Consider the following 21,072-nt stretch of genomic DNA (forward strand, 5'->3'; position numbering starts at 1 on the left):
CGTAGTCAGCGCGTGACAAAGGATGTGCAGGATTTACAAAACATTAAGCCCGGCACGCGGCCGGGCACAGGTTCACGGCGCGGAGAACGCCACCGCATCGCGCACCATCTCATCAATCCCTGGGCGCAGATCGGTGAGGGTAATTGGCGTGCTGTTGTTCGGTAAGGTTTTACCAAAGGCTTTGCGCACCACTTTGATCAGCGGCTTGCCGGTTTGCGCATCCACCGCTTCCACTTCGAGGAACAGCGCGCTCTCTTGCGTACGATGTCCGGTCGCCGCCATGGTGCTGGCGACGACGGCGGCAATTGGCACCACTTCGTAGAACTGCACGCCTTCGTTTTCTGCGGAGACCGCGGTAATCGCCGCCTTCACCAGCAGCGTATGCGGGCCTTTGGTGGTCACCAGCGGTTTGCGTTCAGATATTGCCCGCTTCAGCTGGCTATCGGTGTAGCTGCGCACCTCATCCAGCGTTTGTTGCGTAATACGCGCGGTTGGATGCGCTGCCGGATAGTAGACCAGCGGCGTGTAAACCACGCTTCGATAATCGGCATCATGATAGTCAGGAGAAATCCAGCGCAGCGTTGGTTTGCCGCTGGGTGATTGGGCCGATTGCAGCTGGCTGTAATCACCGAGAAAACCGGAATATTGTTTTTTGTCGGCCACATGAGAGGTACAACCCGCGGCCAGCAGCGCCAGCGTTAACACGGGAACACAAAGGGGAAATCGCATGAGAGAGCCCTTATCAGAGGTAATTGCTTCTCAAGTGTAGAAGTTGGTTATCAGCGCGGAGAGAAATATTCGTGAAATGCGAGGAAAAACCACCTGCAATGCAGGTGGTTAGGCGGAATTACTCAAAGCAGGTTTCCGGGTTTTCCGACAGCGAAATAAAGGATTCACCGCCTTTGGTCAGGGCAATGATTCCGCCACTCTCAATATCATAAACCCATCCATGCAGGCGAATTTTGCCTTTACGCAGCGCTACCGCTACGGAAGGGTGTGTTTTGATATTGTTCAGCTGCGCAATCACGTTCTCTTTCACCATTTCGTTGAGACGCTTCTCAACGGAATCGTAGTTACGCTCTTCCACCACCGCTTTCGCCGCGTTGGCGTAGTGCAACCAGTGATCGACCGCGGGCATGGTTTCGAGATCGGCATTGGAAGCAATGGCGTTCATGGCACCGCAGTTAGAGTGACCACAAATAATAATTTCGGTCACGCCCAAAGCGACAACCGCGTACTCAATGGTTGCGGACACGCCGCCCGGCTCTGGACCAAACGGTGGCACGATATTACCGGCGTTTCGGATCACGAACAGCTGACCCGGCTCCGACTGCGTCACCAGCTCTGGCACCAGACGGCTGTCTGAGCAGGAGATAAACAGGGCTTTGGGATTTTGGTTGGATGCCAAACTTTTGAAAAGATCCTTCCTTTCAGGGAACACATTCTGTTGAAAATTCAGAAAACCTTTGACGATCTCTTGCATATGTCTGCTCTCACATTATCCACTTCTGCCCTGGCAGTGAGGATTCACTATCAGTGCGATTTGAAATTTTCAGCGAAGATAACAACTTACCTTCACCGACCCAACATTTAAGCAAAAGGCGCCAGCTTACACAACTCGGATCGCCACAGAGGGCCATTGCGCCAGCGAGTGAGCCGCACCGCCAACAGAGTTAAGCACAATCATCATGCATTAGTTACCCCATAAGGAGATTCTTACACAGCCTATACATTTTCCCCGGCAACCTCTGTACAATCGCCCCCCTATCCACACTAATTATGATGAATTTTTATCCTTATGAGCCATGTCAAAAATCCACCGCGCGTGGGGTTCGTCTCCCTCGGCTGTCCGAAAAACCTCGTCGACTCTGAACGCATCCTGACGGAGCTGCGTACTGAAGGCTATGACGTGGTGCCACGCTACGATGATGCGGAGATCGTCATCGTTAACACCTGTGGATTTATTGACAGCGCCGTACAGGAATCTCTGGAAGCGATTGGTGAAGCGCTGAATGAAAACGGCAAAGTGATTGTCACCGGTTGCCTCGGTGCCAAAGTGGATCAGATCCGCGAAGTGCATCCGAAAGTGCTGGAGATCACTGGCCCGCACAGCTACGAGCAGGTGCTGTCGCACGTGCACACTTATGTGCCTAAGCCAGAACACAATCCGTTCCTGAGTTTAGTGCCAGAGCAAGGCGTCAAACTGACGCCGCGCCATTACGCTTACCTGAAAATTTCCGAAGGCTGCAACCATCGCTGCACCTTCTGCATCATTCCATCGATGCGTGGCGATCTTGATAGCCGCCCAATCGGTTCGGTGCTCGACGAAGCTAAACGTCTGGTCGAAGCGGGCGTGAAAGAGCTGCTGGTAATCTCACAAGACACCTCCGCTTACGGCGTGGATGTTAAACATCGCACCGGTTTCTGGAACGGATCGCCGGTGAAAACCAGCATGGTGAGCCTGTGCGAGCAGTTAGCCAAACTCGGTGTGTGGGTGCGTCTGCACTACGTTTATCCTTATCCGCATGTGGATGATGTGATCCCGCTGATGGCCGAAGGCAAGATTCTGCCGTACCTCGATATTCCGCTGCAGCACGCCAGCCCGCGCATCCTCAAGCTGATGAAGCGTCCCGGCGCGGTAGAGCGTACGCTGGAGCGCATTAAGCGCTGGCGTGAAATCTGTCCCGAGCTGACGCTGCGTTCAACCTTTATCGTCGGTTTCCCCGGTGAAACCGAAGAAGATTTCCAGATGCTGCTCGACTTCCTGCGGGAAGCGCGCCTCGATCGCGTTGGCTGCTTCCAGTACAGCCCGGTAGATGGCGCAACTGCTAACCAGCTGCCGGATCAGGTACCGGACGACGTGAAGCAGGATCGGTTTGATCGCTTCATGCAGCTGCAGCAGAAGATCTCCAGCGAACGTCTGCAGGAGAAAATCGGCCGCGAAGTGCTGGTGCTGATTGATGAAGTGGACGAAGAAGGCGCGGTGGGACGCAGCATGGCTGACGCCCCGGAAATCGATGGCGCGGTTTATCTGAACGGCGATCGTCAGGTGAAAGTCGGCGACGTGGTCCGCGTTAAAGTGGAACACGCCGATGAATACGATCTGTGGGGCACGCGCGTTTAACCATACTTCTGCTGGTGCGCACGCTTGCGCGCCAGATAGTCAGTATCCGCGCGCAGTTTATCCCAGCACGCTTTGAAAACGGCCGCCGCAGCGGCCTTTTCTTTTTCTGTGGTACGCGGCAGTTCGTTGCCTGCCTCGTCATATTTACGCCCGCCCTGATGATTACTGTAGCGGCGTGCACGCGTATAACCCATCTGAATATATTTGCGCGCCATATCCATACCGACAAAATCGTCCTGCGCGCGATATGCCTCAAACAGCTGCATAATCTGCTGTGAAGATTCTTTTGCCAGCTCGACGGTGCGAAAACGCCAGTGCGGCAGAATCTCACTTTTATAGGGCTCGACCATCAGCACGCCCTGCTCGCCGCGCCCCACCTGATACAGCTCAGGCTGCTGGCGAAAATTGATGTGCTTGAAATCCTGCTCGTAGTTAAACGCTTTCATCTGTTTTTCCCGCCTCTCATCGTCCCGTGACGTAATTATTTCCTGCTGGCACTTAAGCGATTTGCTTTTATACCGATAACCTGGATATCAGCCTACTTCCTCAGAGACGCACCTATGTTTAAACGAATGAAAATTGTGACAGCCATCATGATGATATTGGTGGTTTTCACCGCGATGCAGGCGATTTCCGGCTCGCTGTTTTTATCATCACTGATTACCGGACAGCATAATTTCACCACCAGTAATCAGCTTTCACATCAGCAGCGTGAGCTGGCCGACGGTTGGCAAACGCTGGTGAAAACGCGCGTAATCATTAACCGCGTCGCCATTCGTATCCTGAAAAAACAAACGGATGAAGCGTCCGTCGCCGCCATCAACAAACTGCTGATCAGCGCGGGTGCGTCACTGGATGAAGCAAAGCAACATTATGACCTCTACCAGAGCATGCCGCGCATTGCCGGACAAAGCGCTGATTCAGCCAGTGTAGTCGACGCTAAATTTGCTGCCTTCGCAGAATTACTGAAACAGTCGGCAGCGTTCCTGAAAGCCAATGATTACGCCGCCTATGGCAACCTTGACGCCCAGCAGGCGCAGGACGATCTGGAAGTCGCGTACAAGCAATGGCGCGAGCACAACGTGCAGCTGCTGGCCGAGCGCAATGCGGAATATGATAATAACTATCAGCACATGCTGGTGTTGGTCGCCGTGATGGCGATAGTTGTGGTGCTGTTGCTGGTTGCGGTGTGGATTCTGGTGCGTCGCATCCTGCTGGCACCGATGAAGCAGGTGCAGCAGCAGATGGAGCGCTTCGCCGACGGCGATCTCTCCGCCCGTTTGCAGGTGGAAGGCCGCAGTGAAATGGCATCGATTGCCGCCAGCCTCAACCATATGCAGCAGTCGCTGCTCAGCACCATCAACAATGTGCGTGATAGTGCGGATGCGATTTTTGGTAGCGCCAGCGAGATTGCCAGCGGCAATAACGATCTCTCTTCACGCACCGAGCAGCAAGCGGCATCGCTGGAAGAGACCGCCGCCAGTATGGAACAGCTGACCGCCACGGTGAAACAGAACGCCGATAACGCGCGTCAGGCCACGCAGCTGGCGAAAACCGCTTCGGAAACCGCTGATAAAGGCGGCAATGTGGTGGATGGTGTGGTGAAAACCATGCGCGATATCGCCGACAGCTCGAAGAAAATCGCCGATATCACCAGCGTGATTGATGGCATCGCCTTCCAGACCAACATCCTCGCGCTCAACGCGGCAGTTGAAGCGGCGCGCGCCGGTGAACAAGGACGCGGTTTTGCCGTGGTAGCGGGTGAAGTGCGCAATCTGGCACAGCGCAGCGCTCAGGCGGCGAAAGAGATCAAACTGCTGATTGAGAATTCCGTGCAGCGTGTCAACACCGGTTCGCAGCAGGTGAGCAGCGCCGGTGAAACCATGCAGGAAATCGTCAGCGCTGTTACCCGCGTCACCGATATCATGGGCGAGATTGCTTCAGCGTCCGATGAGCAGAGCCGCGGCATCGACCAGATTGGTCAGGCGGTGAACGAGATGGATCGCGTCACGCAGCAGAACGCCACGCTGGTGCAGGAATCGGCTAACGCCTCAGCGTCGCTGGAGCAGCAGGCCAGCAGCCTCTCTTCTGCGGTAGCCCGCTTCAAAACCGGCACGCGCCAGGCCGCTGCGCCGGTGGCGAAAGTGGTGAAACCGGTGATGAGGCCAACCCGCGCGCAGCCTGCCGCCGCGCACAGTAATGACAATTGGGAAACGTTTTAAGGGCGGGATGGTGCGGTTATTGGAAAGGTCGCCATGAATGGCGACCCTACGAATGATCGAGAGCGCGTTTTTGTAGGGTCGCCATTTATGGCGACCGGACCAGCATCAGGTCTTCAATTTCGGATCAAGCGCATCACGCAAACCATCACCCAGCAGGTTAAACGCCAGCACGGTGAGGAAAATCGCCAGGCTAGGGAAGATGGCGACATGCGGCGCAATTACCATATCGGCGCGCGCTTCATTGAGCATCGCGCCCCACTCCGGCGTTGGCGGCTGCGCGCCCAGGCCAAGAAAGGACAAACTCGCCGCCGTGATAATCGAGGTACCAATACGCATGGTGAAATAGACCACAATCGACGACACCGTGCCGGGCAGGATGTGACGCATAATAATGGTCCAGTCCGACGCACCAATACTGCGTGCCGACTCAATATAGGTTTGATGTTTCAGCACCAGCGTATTGCCACGCACCAAACGGGCAAACGCTGGAATGCTAAAGATCGCCACCGCGACAATCACGTTGCTCATACCGCTGCCCATGATCGCCACCACCGCAATCGCCAGCAGAATGCCGGGGAACGCGAACAGCACATCGCAGATACGCATGGTGATGCGATCCCACCAGCCTTCGTAATAGCCCGCGAGCAGACCTAAAACCGTGCCGATCAGTGCGCCAATCGCCACCGAGAAGAAACCCGCAATCAGCGAGATGCGCGTGCCCACCAGCACACGGCTGAAGATATCGCGCCCCAGCGAGTCAACGCCAAACCAGTGCATCAGCGACGGCCCTTCGTTTAGCCGGTCGTAATCGAAATAGTTTTCCGCATCAAATGGCGCAATCAGCGGCGCGATAAACGCCACCACAATCAGCAGCAGCACAAACAGTCCGGCCAGCAGCGCCACATGCTGACGGCGAAAGCGCCGCCAGAATTCGCGCCACGGCGTGCGTACCCGGTTTTCCGTGATAGTCGGCAGGGTTTTCAATGCCGTGGCTCGTCGCCAGTTCTTCAATTGCAACTCCTTACTTGTAGCGAATTGCCGGGTTGATTGCCGCGTACAGCACATCAACAATCAGGTTAATCAGGATGAATTCCAGCGAGAACAGCAGCACTTCGGCCTGAATCACCGGGTAATCGCGCATCTCCACCGAATCCACCAGCAAGCGGCCTAAGCCTGGCCAGTTGAACACCACTTCCACCACAATCGAGCCGCCGAGCAGGAAACCAAACTGCAATCCCATCATGGTGACCACCGGGATCATCGCGTTACGCAGACCGTGTTTCACCACCACCAGCGATTCGCGCACCCCTTTGGCGCGCGCGGTGCGCATGTAATCTTCCTGCATCACCTCCACGAACGACGCGCGGGTGAAGCGCGCCATCACCGCCGCCACCGCCGCACCCAAGGTGATCGATGGCAAAATGTAGTGTTTCCAGCTATCCGCGCCAACGGTCGGCAACCAGCCGAGCTCGACAGAAAACACCTGCATCAGCAACATGCCAAGCGCAAACGCCGGGAACGAGATGCCCGACACCGCCAGCGTCATGCCGATGCGATCCGGCCAGCGATTGCGCCACACCGCTGAGGTGATGCCAATCGCCATACCGAAAATCACCGCCCACACCATGCTGCTGAGTGTCAGCCACAGCGTCGGGAAAAAGCGCGCGGCAATTTCATCAATCACCGGACGTTTCGAGACCAGCGAATGGCCGAAATCGCCCTGCACCGCATTAATCATAAAGTGCCAGAACTGCTTGATCAGCGGCTGATCCAGGCCGAGATCCTGACGCACCAGCGCCACCACCGAGGCATCCGCTTCCGGGCCGGCAATCAGGCGCGCCGGATCGCCTGGCAGCAAATGGACGAAGAGGAACACCAGCACCGCCACAATCAGCAGCGTGGGAATCAGTCCCAGTAATCGTTTGAGAAAATAGTTGAGCATGCGAAGTCCTGCGCAGCATCGGCCAGCCCGCTAAGGCTGGCCGCGTCTGTTACTTCAGATCGGCCTCATCAAAATTGAATGAGGTATCGGGCATGACATAAAAACCGCTGAGGTTTTTATTGTTGGCTGACAGCAGTTGTTCCACCACCAGCGGGATCCACGGATGGTCGTTCCAGATGCGATCCTGCGCGTCTTTGTACAGTTTGGCTTTCTGGTCGCGATCGGTGGTTTTCAGCGCATCGGCGAGATCTTTATCCACCTGCGGATTGCTGTAGAACGCGGTGTTGAAGATTGCAGGCGGCCATGAAGTGGTGGCGAACAGCGGCGTCAGCGCCCAATCAGCTTCACCGGTCGAGGCGGACCAGCCGGTGTAGAACATGCGTACACCGCTCTCTTTCTGCCCTTTGCTCTCTACTTCAGCCGCACGCTGACCGGCATCCATCGCCGTCACTTTCACCTTCACGCCCACCTGCGCCAGCTGCTGCTGGGTGAACTGCAGCACTTTCTGCGCGGTGCTGTGGTTGTGCGAAGACCACAACGTGGTTTCGAAACCGTTCGGTAAGCCCGCTTCTTTCAGCAGTTCGCGCGCTTTGGCCGGATCATATTTGATTGCCGGATAGCTCTGCGCAAAGTCGATGCTTGGCGGCACGATGCCGGTGGCTGGCGTGGCATAACCGGCAAAGGCGACTTTCGCCAGTGCCTGACGGTTGATGGCGTATTCCAGCGCTTCACGCACCTTCGGGTTATCAAACGGCTTTTGCGTCACGTTGAGGCTGATGTAGCGCTGCATGATTGACGGCGTGGTGACCACATCGAGCTTGCTGTTGCCTTCCAGCAGTTTGGCCTGCTCGAACGGCACCGGGAACGCAAAGCTCGCTTCGCCCGTTTGCAGCATCGCCGCGCGGGTGTTGTTGTCCACCACCGGACGCCAGGTAATGCTATCCAGCTTCGGATAGCCTTTTTTCCAGTAGCCATCCCACTTCTTCACTTTCACAAAGTCGGTCTGGTTCCAGGTATCAAAGGCAAACGGGCCGGTTCCCACCGGATGGAAGCCGATATCCTTGCCATATTTCTTCAGCGCGGTCGGCGAGATCATCACCGCCGCCGGATGCGCGAGGTTGTTGATGAAGGCCGAGAACGGCTGCTTCAGGGTGATTTTCACTGTGCTCGGATCGACCACTTCGGTGGTGGCGATATATTTGAACAGGTTATAGCGTTTGAGATGGTTATCCGGATTGCTGGCACGATCAAGGTTCACCTTCACCGCTTCGGCATTGAAGTCGGTGCCATCCTGGAATTTCACGCCGGCGCGCAGCTTGATGGTGTACGTCAGGCCGTCGCTGCTCGCCTGATAACTTTCCGCCAGCACGTTGGTCAGCTTCATGTCTTTATCGAAGCCGAACAAGCCCTGATAGAAGGACTTCGCCACCGCCTGCGACAGCGTATCGTTAGCGTCATACGGATCGAGTGTAGTAAAAGTCGAGGCCACCGCAATCACCGCATCTTTCGCCGCCCACGCGGGCAGCGCCAGCGCCGAACTCAACAAACCGGCAGTGATAACCCCTTTTCGCATAATATGGTGCATCGTTATCGTTCTCCTGTAATCCCTGTCATGCGCGACATCCAAAGATGTGCGGTTGTTTGCTGCTCAGGCGCCGCTAATTGCGTGCCGGGCGACAAAATGGCCCGGTGCCACTTCCAGTAAAGGCGCCACTTCTGGCTCATCGCCCAGCGGGCGAATCGGGCTGGGGATCTCATCCACCATCAGCGCCCGCTCACGATGCCGATGGGCCGGATCGGCCACCGGCACCGCGGCCATCAGTTTTTTGGTGTAGGGATGGCGCGGCTGCTCAAATACCGCCTGACGCGGCCCCATTTCCACAATTTGTCCGAGATACATCACCGCCACGCGATGGCTGATGCGTTCCACCACCGCCATATCGTGCGAGATAAATAAGAAAGCGATACCAAATTCACGCTGCAAATCGAGCATCAGGTTGATGATTTGCGCCTGAATCGACACATCCAGCGCCGACACCGATTCATCGGCGATCACCACTTTGGGATTGAGCGCCAGCGCGCGCGCAATGCAGATGCGCTGGCGCTGGCCGCCGGAAAATTCGTGCGGATAACGCTGCGCATGTTCCGGTAGCAGGCCGACGCGCTCAAGCAGCCAGGCAACGCGCTTCTCCGCCTGACGGCGATCCAGCGTTTTGTGCACCAGCAGCGGTTCCATGATCGAAAAACCCACGGTCAAACGCGGATCGAGCGAGGCGTAGGGATCCTGGAAGATAAACTGGATATCGCGACGCAGCGACGCCAGCGCATTGCCCTGCAGCGCATCGATGCGTTGGCCGTCAAAAGTAATGGTGCCGCCCTGGCTGGCTACCAGCCGCAGCAGCGAACGCCCGGTAGTGGATTTTCCGCAGCCGGATTCCCCCACAAGCGCCAGCGTTTCACCGGCATGGAGATCGAAACTGACTTTCTCGACCGCGTGCACGCGGCGTTTAACGCGATTGAGCAAACCGCCGCGAATATCAAAGCGCGTGACTAAATCGCGCACCTGCAAAATCGGCGGTCGATCGTGACGTACCGTGTCCTGCGGTGCGGCCAGTTCTTCACGTCCGTTGCTATGCAATAAGGGAAATTTAGCCGGTAGCGGCTGGCCGTGCATCGCCCCCAGTTTGGGCACCGCCGCCAGCAACGCGCGGGTATAGGGCTGCTGCGGGTCGGCAAACAGCTGCTGCACCGACGCGCGCTCTACCACATCGCCGCGATACATCACCTGCACGCGATCGGCCATCTCCGCCACTACGCCCATATCATGGGTGATGAAAATCACCCCCATCTGCATCTCTTTTTGCAGCACGCGGATCAACTGCAGAATTTGCGCCTGAATAGTGACGTCGAGTGCGGTGGTAGGTTCGTCGGCAATCAGCAGCGCCGGTTTGCACGACAGCGCCATGGCAATCATTACGCGCTGTCGCATGCCGCCCGAGAGTTGATGCGGATAGCGTGATAACACATTTTGCGCTTCGGGAATGCGCACCAGATCGAGCATGCGCCGCGCTTCCGCCAGCGCCTGTTGGTGACTTTTGCCCTGATGCAGACGGATGGATTCCGCAATCTGCTCGCCGACGGTGAACACCGGGTTGAGCGAGGTCATCGGCTCCTGAAAGATCATCGCCATATCGGCGCCGCGCACTTTGCGCATCTGACCGTTCGACGCGCGCATCACATCCAGCACCTCGCCATTGCGACGCCGCAGCTGGATATCTCCGCTCACTTCGCCGCCGGCCTGCTGAATCAAGCGCATCAGCGCCAGCGAGGTGACGGATTTGCCCGAGCCCGATTCGCCCACCAGCGCCAGGGTTTCACCGCGATGCAGGTCGAGCGACAGGTTGCGTACCGCTTCGGTAATGCGACCTTCATGCTCAAAGCGCACGTTAAGATCGCGCACCGCCAGAACCTGCTCCGGCGCAAACTGCAGCTGTTGGTCCGTCATGCCTGCTCCTTAGCTGTCGCGGTAAATCGCTACCTCAACATCGCCATTCACATAGGCGAATCCGCGATACATGCCTTCGCTGTTAAACGGCAGCGCCACATTGCCTGCGGCGTCAATGGCAATCAGCCCGCCGCTGCCTTCCAGCTCCTGCACTTTGTCATGAATGACGTTGGCGGTGGCCTGTTGCAGCGAGCGTCCGGCGTAATGCATCTGTGCCGCCACGTCGTAAGCGGCGAGCGTACGGATAAACACTTCGCCGGTACCGGTACAGGAGACCGCTACGGTGTCGTTGCTGGCGTAGCAGCCTGCGCCGACCAAAGGCGAATCGCCCACGCGACCGGCCTGTTTGTTGGTCATGCCGCCGGTTGAGGTGGCGGCCGCCAGATTACCCTGAAGATCGAGCGCGACCGCACCGACGGTGCCGAATTTGCGATCCGGGTCCAGCGGATCGTCGCTGTGACTGTTTGCTTCGCCGTCGTGATCCAGCACCATCTGCTGGCTGTGCAGCGCGCGCTGCAGCTGCTCCCAGCGCTCCGGCGTGGAGAAGAAATCGGCGTCGACTGGCGCTAAACCTTGCTCAGCGGCGAAAGCTTCTGCGCCCGCACCGATAAACAGTACGTGCGGGCTGTTCTCCAGCACCTTACGCGCCGCCAGAATCGGATTGCGGATGTGGCTGACGCCCGCGACCGCGCCGACGTCCAGCGTGCGACCATCCATAATGCTGGCATCGAGTTCATGCGTGCCCTGATGGGTGAACACCGCGCCCTTGCCCGCGTTAAACAGCGGACACTCTTCCAGCAGGCGTACGGCTTCGGTAACGGCATCTAACGCGCTGCCGCCCGCCGCAAGAATTTGCTGGCCTGCGGTAACGATTGCGGTGAGTTGCTGACGATAGTGCTGCTCTTTTTCGGCGCTCATTGCAGCACGCGTAATCGCGCCTGCACCGCCGTGAATTGCGATAACTGCTTTAGCCATAACCGGTACCCTGTTAAGGAATCAGAACCAAAAACACTGATTTAGAATGGTTTTCATCTTTTTTTGGCAATTTTCGACTATAGAAAGGCACCCTCATCTTGTAAAGCAGAAACTGCCTGCGCGGTCATAACCTTTTATTGTGGATTATGCTTTTTTGGTTGTGAGCGGTTTTCCTGGTCGCCATAAATGGCGACCCTACAAAAAGCCATTCATGGTGACCAACTCTCGCTTAACGGCCACGCATTACCCATAATAGACCGCATCTGAAATTAACCAGACAGAGATGGACATGGAACCTTTTACCGCAGGATTAATCTCCCTCGAAGACGCGCAGCAAAAGATGCTGCAACAACTGACGCCGATTAGCGATTCGATCAACGTCTCGCTGTTTGAGGCCGCCGGACGCATCACCGCCAGGCCGATCAACTCGCCGCTCGATGTCCCCTCGTTTGATAACTCGGCGATGGATGGTTACGCGCTGCGTCTGGCCGACATCGCACCCGATCGCGTGTTCCCGGTGGCCGGTAAAGCCTTCGCCGGTGCGCCGTTTAACGGTGCGTGGCCCGCGGGCAGCGTGATCCGCATCATGACCGGCGCGCCGATTCCCGCCGGTTGTGATGCCGTGGTGATGCAGGAGCAAACGGAGCAACGCGACGGCGGCATTGTCATTACCGCGCCGGTGCAGGCTGCGCAAAATATTCGTCGCATCGGTGAAGACATTCAGGCGGGCAAACAGGTGCTGGACGCCGGAGTGCGCCTTGGTGCGGCCGAACTGCCGCTGCTGGCGTCGCTGGGGATTGCTGAAGTCAGCGTGCTGCGCAAACTGCGCGTGGCAATCTTCTCCACCGGCGATGAACTGCAGGCGGTCGGCCAGCCGCTGGCGGAAGGTCAGATTTACGATACCAACCGATTTACCGTGGCGTTAATGCTTAACAAGCTGGGCTGCGAAGTGATCGATCTCGGCGTGATTGCCGACGATCAGGCGGCGTTGCGTACCGCCTTTACCGAAGCCGATCGCCAGGCCGATGTGGTGATCAGCACCGGCGGCGTGTCAGTTGGCGAAGCCGATTTCACCCGTGCGATACTGGAAGAGCTCGGCGCTATCACCTTCTGGAAACTGGCGATCAAACCGGGCAAACCCTTTGCTTTTGGTCGCCTGGCCAACAGCTGGTTCTGCGGTTTACCGGGCAATCCGGTTTCTGCGGCGGTAACCTTCTATCAATTAGTTCAGCCGCTGCTGGCCACCTTAACCGGCCAAACCACGCGCATCATGCCGTTACGCCAACGTGCGCGCGCCACCCAGCGTTTGAAGAAATCGCCGGGTCGTCTCGACTTCCAACGTGCGATTCTTAGCCGCGGTGACGATGGCGTGCTGGAAGTGCGCAGCACCGGTGCGCAAGGTTCGCATGTGTTCAGCTCGTTCGCGCTGGCCAACTGCTTTGTGGTACTGGAGCGCGAGCGCGGCGATGTGGAACCGGGCGAATGGGTGGAGATCGAAGCCTTTAATAGCCTGCTGGAGGGCTAATGAGCGTTGAGTTGAGCGATGAAGAGATGCTGCGCTATAACCGTCAGATTGTCCTGCGCGGTTTTGATTTTGATGGCCAGGAGAAGTTAAAGGCGGCACAGGTGTTGGTGATCGGCCTCGGCGGACTCGGCTGTGCGGCGGCGCCCTATCTGGCATCGGCGGGTGTGGGACATCTCACGTTGCTCGATTTCGACAGCGTTAGCCTCAGTAATCTCCAGCGTCAGATCCTGCACAGTGATGCGAAAATTGGCGTAGCGAAAGTCGCCTCGGCGCAGCAGCAGTTGGCGGCAATTAATCCGCATTGCCAGCTGGAGCCGATTGATGCGCAGCTGGATGACGCGCAGCTCAGCACGTTAATTGCGCGCCATGATGCGGTGGTGGATTGCACCGATAACGTCGATACCCGCGAGCAGATCAACCGCCTCTGTTTTCAGCACAAGGTGCCGCTGATTTCCGGCGCAGCGATTCGCATGGAAGGCCAGCTCAGCGTGTTTACCTGGCAGCCCGGCGAGCCGTGTTATCGCTGCATCAGCCGCTTGTTTGGCGATCAGGTATTAAGTTGCGTGGAAGCCGGCGTGATGGCGCCGTTGGTGGGTGTGGTCGGTGCAATTCAGGCGATGGAAACCTTAAAAGTGCTGACGGCGTTCGGTCAACCCGCTAGCGCACGCTTATTGATGTACGACGCGATGAGCGCGGAGTTCCGCAGCATGAAGGTGGCGCAGGATGCGCATTGTGAAGTGTGTGGTTAATAAGGTCGCCATGAATGACGACCTTACGCGAGGTATAACGCTGGCAGCTGACGTGAATAAAGACGTGAATGCCGGGTCCGGAGTAAAGCCTCCGCCGCAGGGATGCGGCGGACGAGGTTACGGGGAAGTATTTACACCGTCGTTACGCAGCGACCCGGCATTTTCGCCTGATCGGCGCCGAAACCTCACAAACCTTAAACAATGCCCTGACTGCGCAGGTAATCTTCATAATTACCCGTGAAGTCGATAATACGATCGGCTTTCATCTCCATCACGCGGGTAGCCAGCGAGCTCACAAACTCACGGTCGTGCGAGACGAAAATCAGGGTGCCTTCGTACATCTCCAGCGCCATGTTGAGCGACTCGATCGATTCCATATCCAGGTGGTTAGTCGGTTCATCCATGATCAGGATGTTTGGCTTTTGCATCATCAGCTTGCCAAACAGCATGCGACCCTTCTCACCACCGGACAGCACCTTAGCGGGCTTGTTGATCTCGTCGTGACCAAACAGCAGACGACCAAGAATACTGCGCACCGCCTGTTCGTCATCGCCTTCCTGCTTCCACTGGCTCATCCAGTCGAATACCGTCAGATCGTCAGCGAAGTCTTCCGCGTGATCCTGGCCGTAATAACCAATGCGCGCATTCTCAGACCATTTCACTGTGCCGCTATCCGGCGTATGTTCACCGACCAGCGTTTTCAGCAACGTAGTTTTACCGATACCGTTGGCACCGAGAATCGCCAATTTCTCGCCGACTTCTAACATCAGGTTGAGTTTATTAAACAGCGGACCGTTATCAAAACCTTTGGTCAGCGCTTCAACTTCCAGCGCATTACGGAACAGCTTCTTATCCTGATCAAAACGGATAAACGGGTTTTGACGGCTGGAGGCTTTAACTTCTTCCAGCTTAATTTTATCAATCTGTTTGGCACGCGAAGTCGCCTGACGCGATTTAGAGGCGTTGGCGCTAAAACGGCTAACAAACGATTGCAGATCGGCAATTTGCGCTTTCTTCTTGGCGTTATCCGATAATAAACGTTCGCGTGACTGGGTAGCCGCGGTCATATATTCGTCATAATTACCCGGATAAACGCGCAGTTCACCGTAATCCAGATCCGCCATGTGCGTGCACACCATATTCAGGAAGTGACGGTCATGCGAAATGATGATCATGGTGCTGTTACGTTCGTTGAGCACTTGCTCCAACCAACGAATGGTATCGATATCCAGGTTGTTGGTCGGTTCATCGAGCAACAAAATATCAGGATTGGCAAATAATGCCTGCGCTAAAAGGACACGCAATTTCCAACCCGGCGCAATTTCGCTCATCGGGCCGTAATGCTGCTCCACAGGAATGCCAACGCCCAGTAATAATTCACCGGCACGTGATTCTGAACTGTAACCGTCCATCTCGCCGTATTCGACTTCAAGGTCGGCCACTTTATAGCCTTCCTCTTCGCTCATTTCTGGCAATGCATATATACGGTCACGCTCTTGCTTCACTGCCCACAATTCATTGTGGCCCATGATCACGGTGTCCAGCACACTATATTGCTCGAAGGCAAATTGGTCCTGACGTAACTTACCGATACGCTCATTTGGGTCGAGGGAAACATTTCCACCCGTTGGCGCCAAATCGCCGCCCAGTATTTTCATAAAGGTAGATTTACCGCTGCCGTTCGCACCGATTAAACCGTAACGATTACCGCCGCCAAATTTAACGGAGATATTTTCGAACAGCGGCTTACTGCCGAACTGCATGGTGATATTGCTGGAAACTAACACGGCATTGACCTTTGTTACGCAGTGGAGGAAAAAACAGCGGGCATTATGCCAGAAGCGGGCACCCGGACGCCACCTCTGCGCCAGAGGCAGACGTTACGTTGGGCTAAAGGTGTTGTTGCTCATAAAGAAATAAAAACAACAAAAAAGCCGGGGGCATTTGCCCCCGGCTCCCACTTACAAGGATTGTGCGGATTATTTGATCAGGAAAGTGTCGAGGCTTTTACCTGAATCCAGCGCTTTTTTAATCGCTGCTGGTGTACGGCCCTGACCGGTCCATGATTTTACTTCACCGTTTTCGTCGGTGTAGGAATATTTTGCCGGGCGTGGTGCACGCTTAGCGCGTTTTTTACCAACTTCCAGAGCGCCCAGTAATTCGTTCGGGTCAATACCATCAGCCAGCAGCATTTCGCGATATTTAGACAGCTTCTCTTCTTTTTCGCGGTTCTGCGCTTCTTCAGCGTTTACTTCGTCACGACGTTCAGTCACGACAACCGTTAATTTTTCCAGAATTTCTTCCAGATCGCTCAATGGCAGTTCACGAGCCTGTGCACGTAATGTGCGAATGTTGTTCAGAACTTTAAATGCGTCACTCATCACAATGTCCTTGCTTAAGGGGGTTAAATAAACTGTAGTGGCAAGATTACCTAATTCAAATAAAAAAATAAATTAATTTTATTGCCCGGATTAATCTGAAGTTGCTTACATATTTCTTACGTTAGGGTTTAAAACGCGGATAACCGCTTTAATTAACCCTGAATTAACAACCGTAATGTGTTCCATATGTAGCAACTGGAATCGATTTCAAAGCAATATTCCCAGGTAATAAACAATCATTTAGCGGCTATTACGCGCTGCAGCATTAGTGAGCATAATGGTAAGCAAGGATTAATGGTGTAACGTAAAACCTGTTTTCATCACGGATTATTATATTGCCCGGGATGAGAGAAGAATCTCATTTTTTCATATCATGCCGATAAAAAAAGCCGGTGTTTAACCGGCTGCTAAGGGAAATTAATGCACTTCCGTTGCGGGACCAAACACAGAATAGTCTGGCAAAGTGACGTTTTGATAAGGTTCCCAGCCACCGCCCAGCGCTTTATATAACGCCACTAAATCAAGTGCACTTTGCATGCGCGCCTGCGTCGATTGCGCTTTAGCTTGCGCCAGTTGTCGCTGCGCATCTAATACATCGAGGAAGGTGGAAATACCCTGACGATAACTGTCGCTGGCCAAATCAAATGCGCGTTGCAGTGCGCCGGTGGTTTCATCCAGCGCTATAACCTGCTGCTGATCGGCGCGATAGCTTACCAACGCGTTCTCCACATCCTGCAGCGCAGTTAATACCGTTTGCCGATAATCAAGCGCCGCGCTGGCTTGCTGCGCGCGCGCCAATTTTACGCTGGAGACTAAACGGCCGCCCTGAAAAATTGGAATCGACAGCGACGGACCAACGCTAAAGAAGTGGCTGCTCCAGTCATCCAGATAGCTGGCATCGGTATTTCGCACACCCAGTTGCCCGGTGAGCGACAAGCTGGGGAACAGCTCGGCAACGGATACGCCAATATTCGCGGTCTGCGCATGCAGCGTGGCTTCAGCCTGACGAATATCTGGACGTCGCCGCGCCAGCGTCGACGGAATGCCCACCGGCACCAATTTCGGCAAATCAGGCAGCGGTTTTTTGTTCATCAGTTCGTTATCCAGCGCGCCCGGTGTTTTACCCAGTAGCACCGCCAAACCGTTCATTGCCTGCAACTGCTGCGCCTGATATTGCGGCAGCTGCGCATTCAGCGAGGCTAATTGCGCGCGGGCATTTTCCACATCCGTGGTCGGCGCTAAGCCGTTTTGCTGCTGGCTCTTTGTCAGTTCCCAGGTTTGCTGCGCGACCTCAATTTGCTGCTGCAAGGTGGCCAACACCGCCTGCGAACCGCGCAGTTGCAGATAGGCGCGCGCCACTTCGGCTTCCAGCGAGACCAGCGCATCGTTGCGTTGCTCAATGGCCGCCTGCTGCTGAGCATCCGCGGCTTCCATCTGGCGGCGTACTTTGCCCCATAGATCCAGCTCCCAGCTGGCGTCAAAGCTGCCCTGATACAGGGTGACGGAATGGTCTAAACCGTTGAGCTGGCTGGCGACATCGCTATCAACCTGGTCATAAACGCCGTTGGATTTCAGCAAGCCTTTTAAACCGAGCTGCTGACGGGTCACTTTTGCCGAGCCGTTAAGCGAAGGGAATAACCCACCGCGCGCCTGCGCCAGCTGCTCACGCGCCCCGGCAATACGCAGCACCGATTGTTGCAGCGTTAAGTTGCCGGCAATAGCGCGCTCAATCAGGCTATCAAGCTGCGGATCGTTAAAGCTTTTCCACCACAGCGGATTGGTCGCTGCCGCCAGCGGCTTAGACGCTTGCTGTGAAGGCAAATCATGGTAACCGCCCGGCGTGTGCGCCTGCGGCGGCTGATAATCAGGTCCTACGGCGCATCCGGCCAGCAACAGTGACAGCGCCAGCAACGTCAGTGACGGCGTAGAGCGCGAAAACTTACTCATTTTAATGTGCTCCTGCACTGCCTTCGCTCTTGATCGGCGAAAGCAACCAACAAAATGGAATCAATAGCAACGCCACGATACTCAGGCCCGTAAATACGTCGATGTACGCCAGAATACGGGCCTGCGCGATCATCTCCTGGTAGAGCTGCCCGCTCGCCAGCACCAGCGGATCGCCCACTGCGGTGGTGAAATTACGGATCGAATCAGCCCAATGCTGCAGCGTGAGATTGTAAGGCTCATTGAGCGGCGACATGTTGTGCACCATGTTGGCCGATCGCGTCTGCATGCGTTCGGTAATGCCCGCCGTCGACAGCGAAATTCCGATCGAACCCGCGACGTTACGGAACATGGTGAACAGCGCCGACGCATCGGCGTTTAATCGCTGCGGCACGGTGATGAACGCAATGGTGGTCAGCGGCACAAACAGGAAGCCAAGGCCGATCGACTGCGCGCTGCGCATTAACACCAGCGTGGTGAAATCAACGTTGGGCGTAAGCCGAGTGGAATAGAAGAAGGCGCTGGCAAGGCAGGTGAAGCCGAACGCGATGATATAGCGCGTTTGCACAATCGGCATCAGCTTCAGCACGATGGGTATCGTCAGCACAATCAATATCGCGCCGGGCGACAGCACCAGCCCCGACCAGGTTGCGGTGTAACCGAGATCCTGTTGTGCCAGTTGGGGAAGTACCACCGAACTGCCGTACAAAATCATCGCCATGCCCGCCATCAGTAAGCCCGCCACCCAGAAGTTACGATCCTTCATAACGCTAAGATCGACCACCGGTTTGCGTGCATACAGCAGCCAATAAATGGCGCCGATAATGCCGATCACCGCCAACATGGCGAACAGGCGAATGAAGTGGGAGGCAAACCAATCTTCATCTTCGCCACGATCGAGGAACACCTGCAAACAGCCAAGTCCCAGCGTGATCAGGCTGATGCCAATGTAGTCGATCTTCAGGCGGCCTTTATCCCACTTGCGCTCCCACGGCGGATCTTCCAGCAGCTGGTAAATTGCCATTACCGTCAAAATACCGACTGGAATATTAATGAAGAACACCCAGCGCCAGCTGTAGTTGTCGGTGATCCAGCCGCCGAGCGTCGGACCAATCACCGGCGCGACGATAATCGCAATCGACGATAGACCAAAGGCTTTGCCGCGATCTTCCGCTTTGAAGTAATCGAGCAGCACCGATTGCTGTACCGGCTGCAATCCGCCGCCAAAAAAGCCCTGCAGGATGCGGAACAGAATGATCTGCCACAGCTCCGTTGCGATGCCGCACAGGAAGGAGCAGATGGTGAACATCACGATGCAAATCAGGAAGAACTGCTTGCGGCCAAAAAGGCGGCTGAAGAACGCCGAAATGGGCAACACGATGCCATTCGCCACCAGATAAGAGGTTAAAACCCAGGTCGATTCGTCGTAGCTGGAGGAGAGCGAACCGGCAATGTGCGGCAGCGCGACGTTGACGATGGTGGTGTCGAGGATCTCCATAAACACCGCCAGCGTCACCGTAATGGCGACCAGCCACGGATTGCTGGCCGGACGCCAGCTTTCGCTCGCACTCATTCCACTGTGACCTTCGGCTCAACCGACAAGCCCAGCGGCAGCGGATGATTGGGATCCAATCCTTTATCGATGACGATTTTCACCGGCACGCGCTGAACGATTTTCACGTAGTTGCCGGTGGCGTTTTCCGCCGGGAAGGTGGAGAAGCGGGAACCGGATCCCATCTGCACGCTATCAACATGCCCTTCCAGCTTCATATCCGGCCAGGCATCGACGCTGATTTCCACTTTATTACCCGGCTTCATGCGCGCCAGCTGCGATTCTTTGAAGTTGGCGTTAATCCAGATTTCAGGTGAAACCAGCGAAAACAGCGCGCTGCCAGCCTGCACCAGCGTGCCGAGTTGCACGTTACGCTTGGTGACGAAGCCATCGTAAGGCGCACGAACCTGGGTATAAGAGAGATTCAATTCGGCGGTGTTGAGCTGCGCCTGCGCCTGCTCGACCTGCTGCTCACGCGCTTCCACATTGGTTTCCTGCTGGCGGATTTGCAGCTTCACCTGAGAAGCCACTTCAACCTGCGCCTTAGCGCTTTGCAGTTGCGCTTCAGCCGAACGCAGCTGCGCGGCGGCGGTATCAATATTGCGCTGTGAGGTGGCACGCGGATCAACGCCGCGCTGGCGACGATAATCGGCCTGGGCGTTAAGCAAATTGGCCTGCGCTTTGGCCTGATCGGCGAGAGCTTGATCGCGCTGTGCCGGATACTGCACGCGGGACAAGGCTAACTGCGCCTGCGCCTGATGCAGCTGCGCCTGGGCCAGACCAAGCTGGGCTTTGGCCTGATCGCGCTGCGCTTCACTGTCGCGCGCATCGATCTCCACCAGCAAATCGCCCTGCTTCACGCGCTGGTTATCGCGTACCAGCAGCTTGACCACATATCCGGCCGCTTTCGGCGCGATGGTCACCGCATTGCCTTCGGTAAAGGCATCATCCGTGCTTTCGATATTGCGCGTGGTGAGCCAAAACCATAATCCCACCACGATCATAATCACCACCACAATGGCGAGAAAAATCAGAGGTTTCTTTCCGGGACGTTTACGTTCTGGTTCGTTGTTATCTTGATGGGTATTGGCGGTTTTTTGCGGATCCTGCTGATCGCGTTCAGACGGTTGATTCTGGTTTTCCATAATTTTTC

17 protein-coding genes are annotated in these 21,072 nt (G+C 55.9%); 4 read left to right on the forward strand and 13 right to left on the reverse strand.

Features of this window, described 5'->3' with window-relative positions; all coding sequences use genetic code 11:
* Positions 1–72: 72 nt before the first annotated feature.
* Positions 73–729, reverse strand: coding sequence for a DUF3313 domain-containing protein (locus K5Y30_RS05760; protein ID WP_222181710.1), 657 nt, complete (start codon positions 727–729; stop codon positions 73–75).
* A gap of 118 nt (positions 730–847) precedes the next feature.
* Positions 848–1,483 (reverse strand): carbonic anhydrase, encoded by a 636-nt coding sequence (locus K5Y30_RS05765; protein WP_101760997.1) that lies wholly within the window; start codon positions 1,481–1,483, stop codon positions 848–850.
* 315 nt (positions 1,484–1,798) lie between these two features.
* On the opposite strand from K5Y30_RS05765, the gene rimO reads away from it, so the two are divergent.
* On the forward strand, positions 1,799–3,124 hold the full coding sequence (gene rimO / locus K5Y30_RS05770; protein WP_110865820.1) for a 30S ribosomal protein S12 methylthiotransferase RimO: 1,326 nt from the start codon (positions 1,799–1,801) through the stop codon (positions 3,122–3,124).
* On the opposite strand, the gene K5Y30_RS05775 is transcribed toward rimO, so the two are convergent.
* Positions 3,121–3,570: a DUF4385 domain-containing protein gene (locus K5Y30_RS05775; protein ID WP_101760999.1), complete on the reverse strand. Its 450-nt coding sequence runs from the start codon at positions 3,568–3,570 to the stop codon at positions 3,121–3,123. The genes rimO and K5Y30_RS05775 overlap by 4 nt on opposite strands.
* Positions 3,571–3,684: 114 nt before the next feature.
* On the opposite strand from K5Y30_RS05775, the gene K5Y30_RS05780 reads away from it, so the two are divergent.
* On the forward strand, positions 3,685–5,346 hold the full coding sequence (locus K5Y30_RS05780) for a methyl-accepting chemotaxis protein (RefSeq protein ID WP_222210677.1): 1,662 nt from the start codon (positions 3,685–3,687) through the stop codon (positions 5,344–5,346).
* A gap of 105 nt (positions 5,347–5,451) precedes the next feature.
* Here the strand turns inward: K5Y30_RS05780 and gsiD are convergent, their stop codons facing one another.
* The 5 genes from gsiD to K5Y30_RS05805 all read right to left on the reverse strand — a co-directional run bounded on the left by gsiD (position 5,452) and on the right by K5Y30_RS05805 (position 11,768).
* Positions 5,452–6,357, reverse strand: coding sequence for a glutathione ABC transporter permease GsiD (gene gsiD, locus K5Y30_RS05785; RefSeq protein ID WP_222181707.1), 906 nt, complete (start codon positions 6,355–6,357; stop codon positions 5,452–5,454).
* Between the two features lie 10 nt (positions 6,358–6,367).
* The gene (gene gsiC / locus K5Y30_RS05790; RefSeq protein WP_061717203.1) at positions 6,368–7,288 is read right to left on the reverse strand and encodes a glutathione ABC transporter permease GsiC; all 921 of its coding nucleotides are present in this window, start codon (positions 7,286–7,288) and stop codon (positions 6,368–6,370) included.
* Positions 7,289–7,337: 49 nt separating this feature from the next.
* On the reverse strand, positions 7,338–8,873 hold the full coding sequence (gsiB, locus tag K5Y30_RS05795; protein ID WP_222210678.1) for a glutathione ABC transporter substrate-binding protein GsiB: 1,536 nt from the start codon (positions 8,871–8,873) through the stop codon (positions 7,338–7,340).
* Positions 8,874–8,936: 63 nt separating this feature from the next.
* Positions 8,937–10,793 (reverse strand): glutathione ABC transporter ATP-binding protein GsiA, encoded by a 1,857-nt coding sequence (gene gsiA / locus K5Y30_RS05800; protein ID WP_217547131.1) that lies wholly within the window; start codon positions 10,791–10,793, stop codon positions 8,937–8,939.
* Between the two features lie 9 nt (positions 10,794–10,802).
* Positions 10,803–11,768, reverse strand: coding sequence for an isoaspartyl peptidase/L-asparaginase family protein (locus K5Y30_RS05805; RefSeq protein ID WP_101761004.1), 966 nt, complete (start codon positions 11,766–11,768; stop codon positions 10,803–10,805).
* A gap of 289 nt (positions 11,769–12,057) precedes the next feature.
* Here K5Y30_RS05805 and moeA point away from each other — a divergent pair, with 289 nt between their 5' ends.
* Together moeA and moeB are read left to right on the forward strand one after the other, a co-directional pair.
* Positions 12,058–13,293, forward strand: a complete 1,236-nt coding sequence (moeA, locus tag K5Y30_RS05810; protein ID WP_276308730.1) for a molybdopterin molybdotransferase MoeA — start codon at positions 12,058–12,060, stop codon at positions 13,291–13,293.
* Entirely contained in the window at positions 13,293–14,042 is a 750-nt protein-coding gene (gene moeB, locus K5Y30_RS05815) for a molybdopterin-synthase adenylyltransferase MoeB (RefSeq protein ID WP_222181702.1), read from the forward strand. The genes moeA and moeB overlap by 1 nt, the downstream gene beginning before the upstream one ends.
* Positions 14,043–14,236: 194 nt before the next feature.
* Here moeB and K5Y30_RS05820 read toward each other — a convergent pair whose 3' ends face one another.
* The 5 genes from K5Y30_RS05820 to K5Y30_RS05840 form a co-directional block, all read right to left on the reverse strand.
* The gene (locus K5Y30_RS05820; protein ID WP_064741202.1) at positions 14,237–15,829 is read right to left on the reverse strand and encodes an ABC-F family ATPase; all 1,593 of its coding nucleotides are present in this window, start codon (positions 15,827–15,829) and stop codon (positions 14,237–14,239) included.
* Positions 15,830–16,021: 192 nt separating this feature from the next.
* The gene (locus K5Y30_RS05825; RefSeq protein ID WP_101761007.1) at positions 16,022–16,423 is read right to left on the reverse strand and encodes an H-NS family nucleoid-associated regulatory protein; all 402 of its coding nucleotides are present in this window, start codon (positions 16,421–16,423) and stop codon (positions 16,022–16,024) included.
* Positions 16,424–16,840: 417 nt separating this feature from the next.
* Positions 16,841–18,370 carry an efflux transporter outer membrane subunit gene (locus K5Y30_RS05830; protein WP_222181701.1) on the reverse strand — a complete coding sequence of 510 codons (1,530 nt, stop codon included), beginning with the start codon at positions 18,368–18,370 and terminating at the stop codon, positions 16,841–16,843.
* A gap of 1 nt (position 18,371) precedes the next feature.
* A complete protein-coding gene (locus K5Y30_RS05835; protein WP_101761009.1) occupies positions 18,372–19,940 on the reverse strand; it encodes a DHA2 family efflux MFS transporter permease subunit in 1,569 nt (522 codons plus the stop codon).
* Positions 19,937–21,064: an HlyD family secretion protein gene (locus tag K5Y30_RS05840; protein WP_176970930.1), complete on the reverse strand. Its 1,128-nt coding sequence runs from the start codon at positions 21,062–21,064 to the stop codon at positions 19,937–19,939. Before K5Y30_RS05840 ends, K5Y30_RS05835 begins: the two co-directional genes overlap by 4 nt.
* Between the last annotated feature and the right edge of the window lie 8 nt (positions 21,065–21,072).

The organism is Pantoea sp. DY-5, from assembly GCF_019795955.1.
Taxonomy (GTDB): Bacteria; Pseudomonadota; Gammaproteobacteria; order Enterobacterales; family Enterobacteriaceae; genus Pantoea; species Pantoea leporis.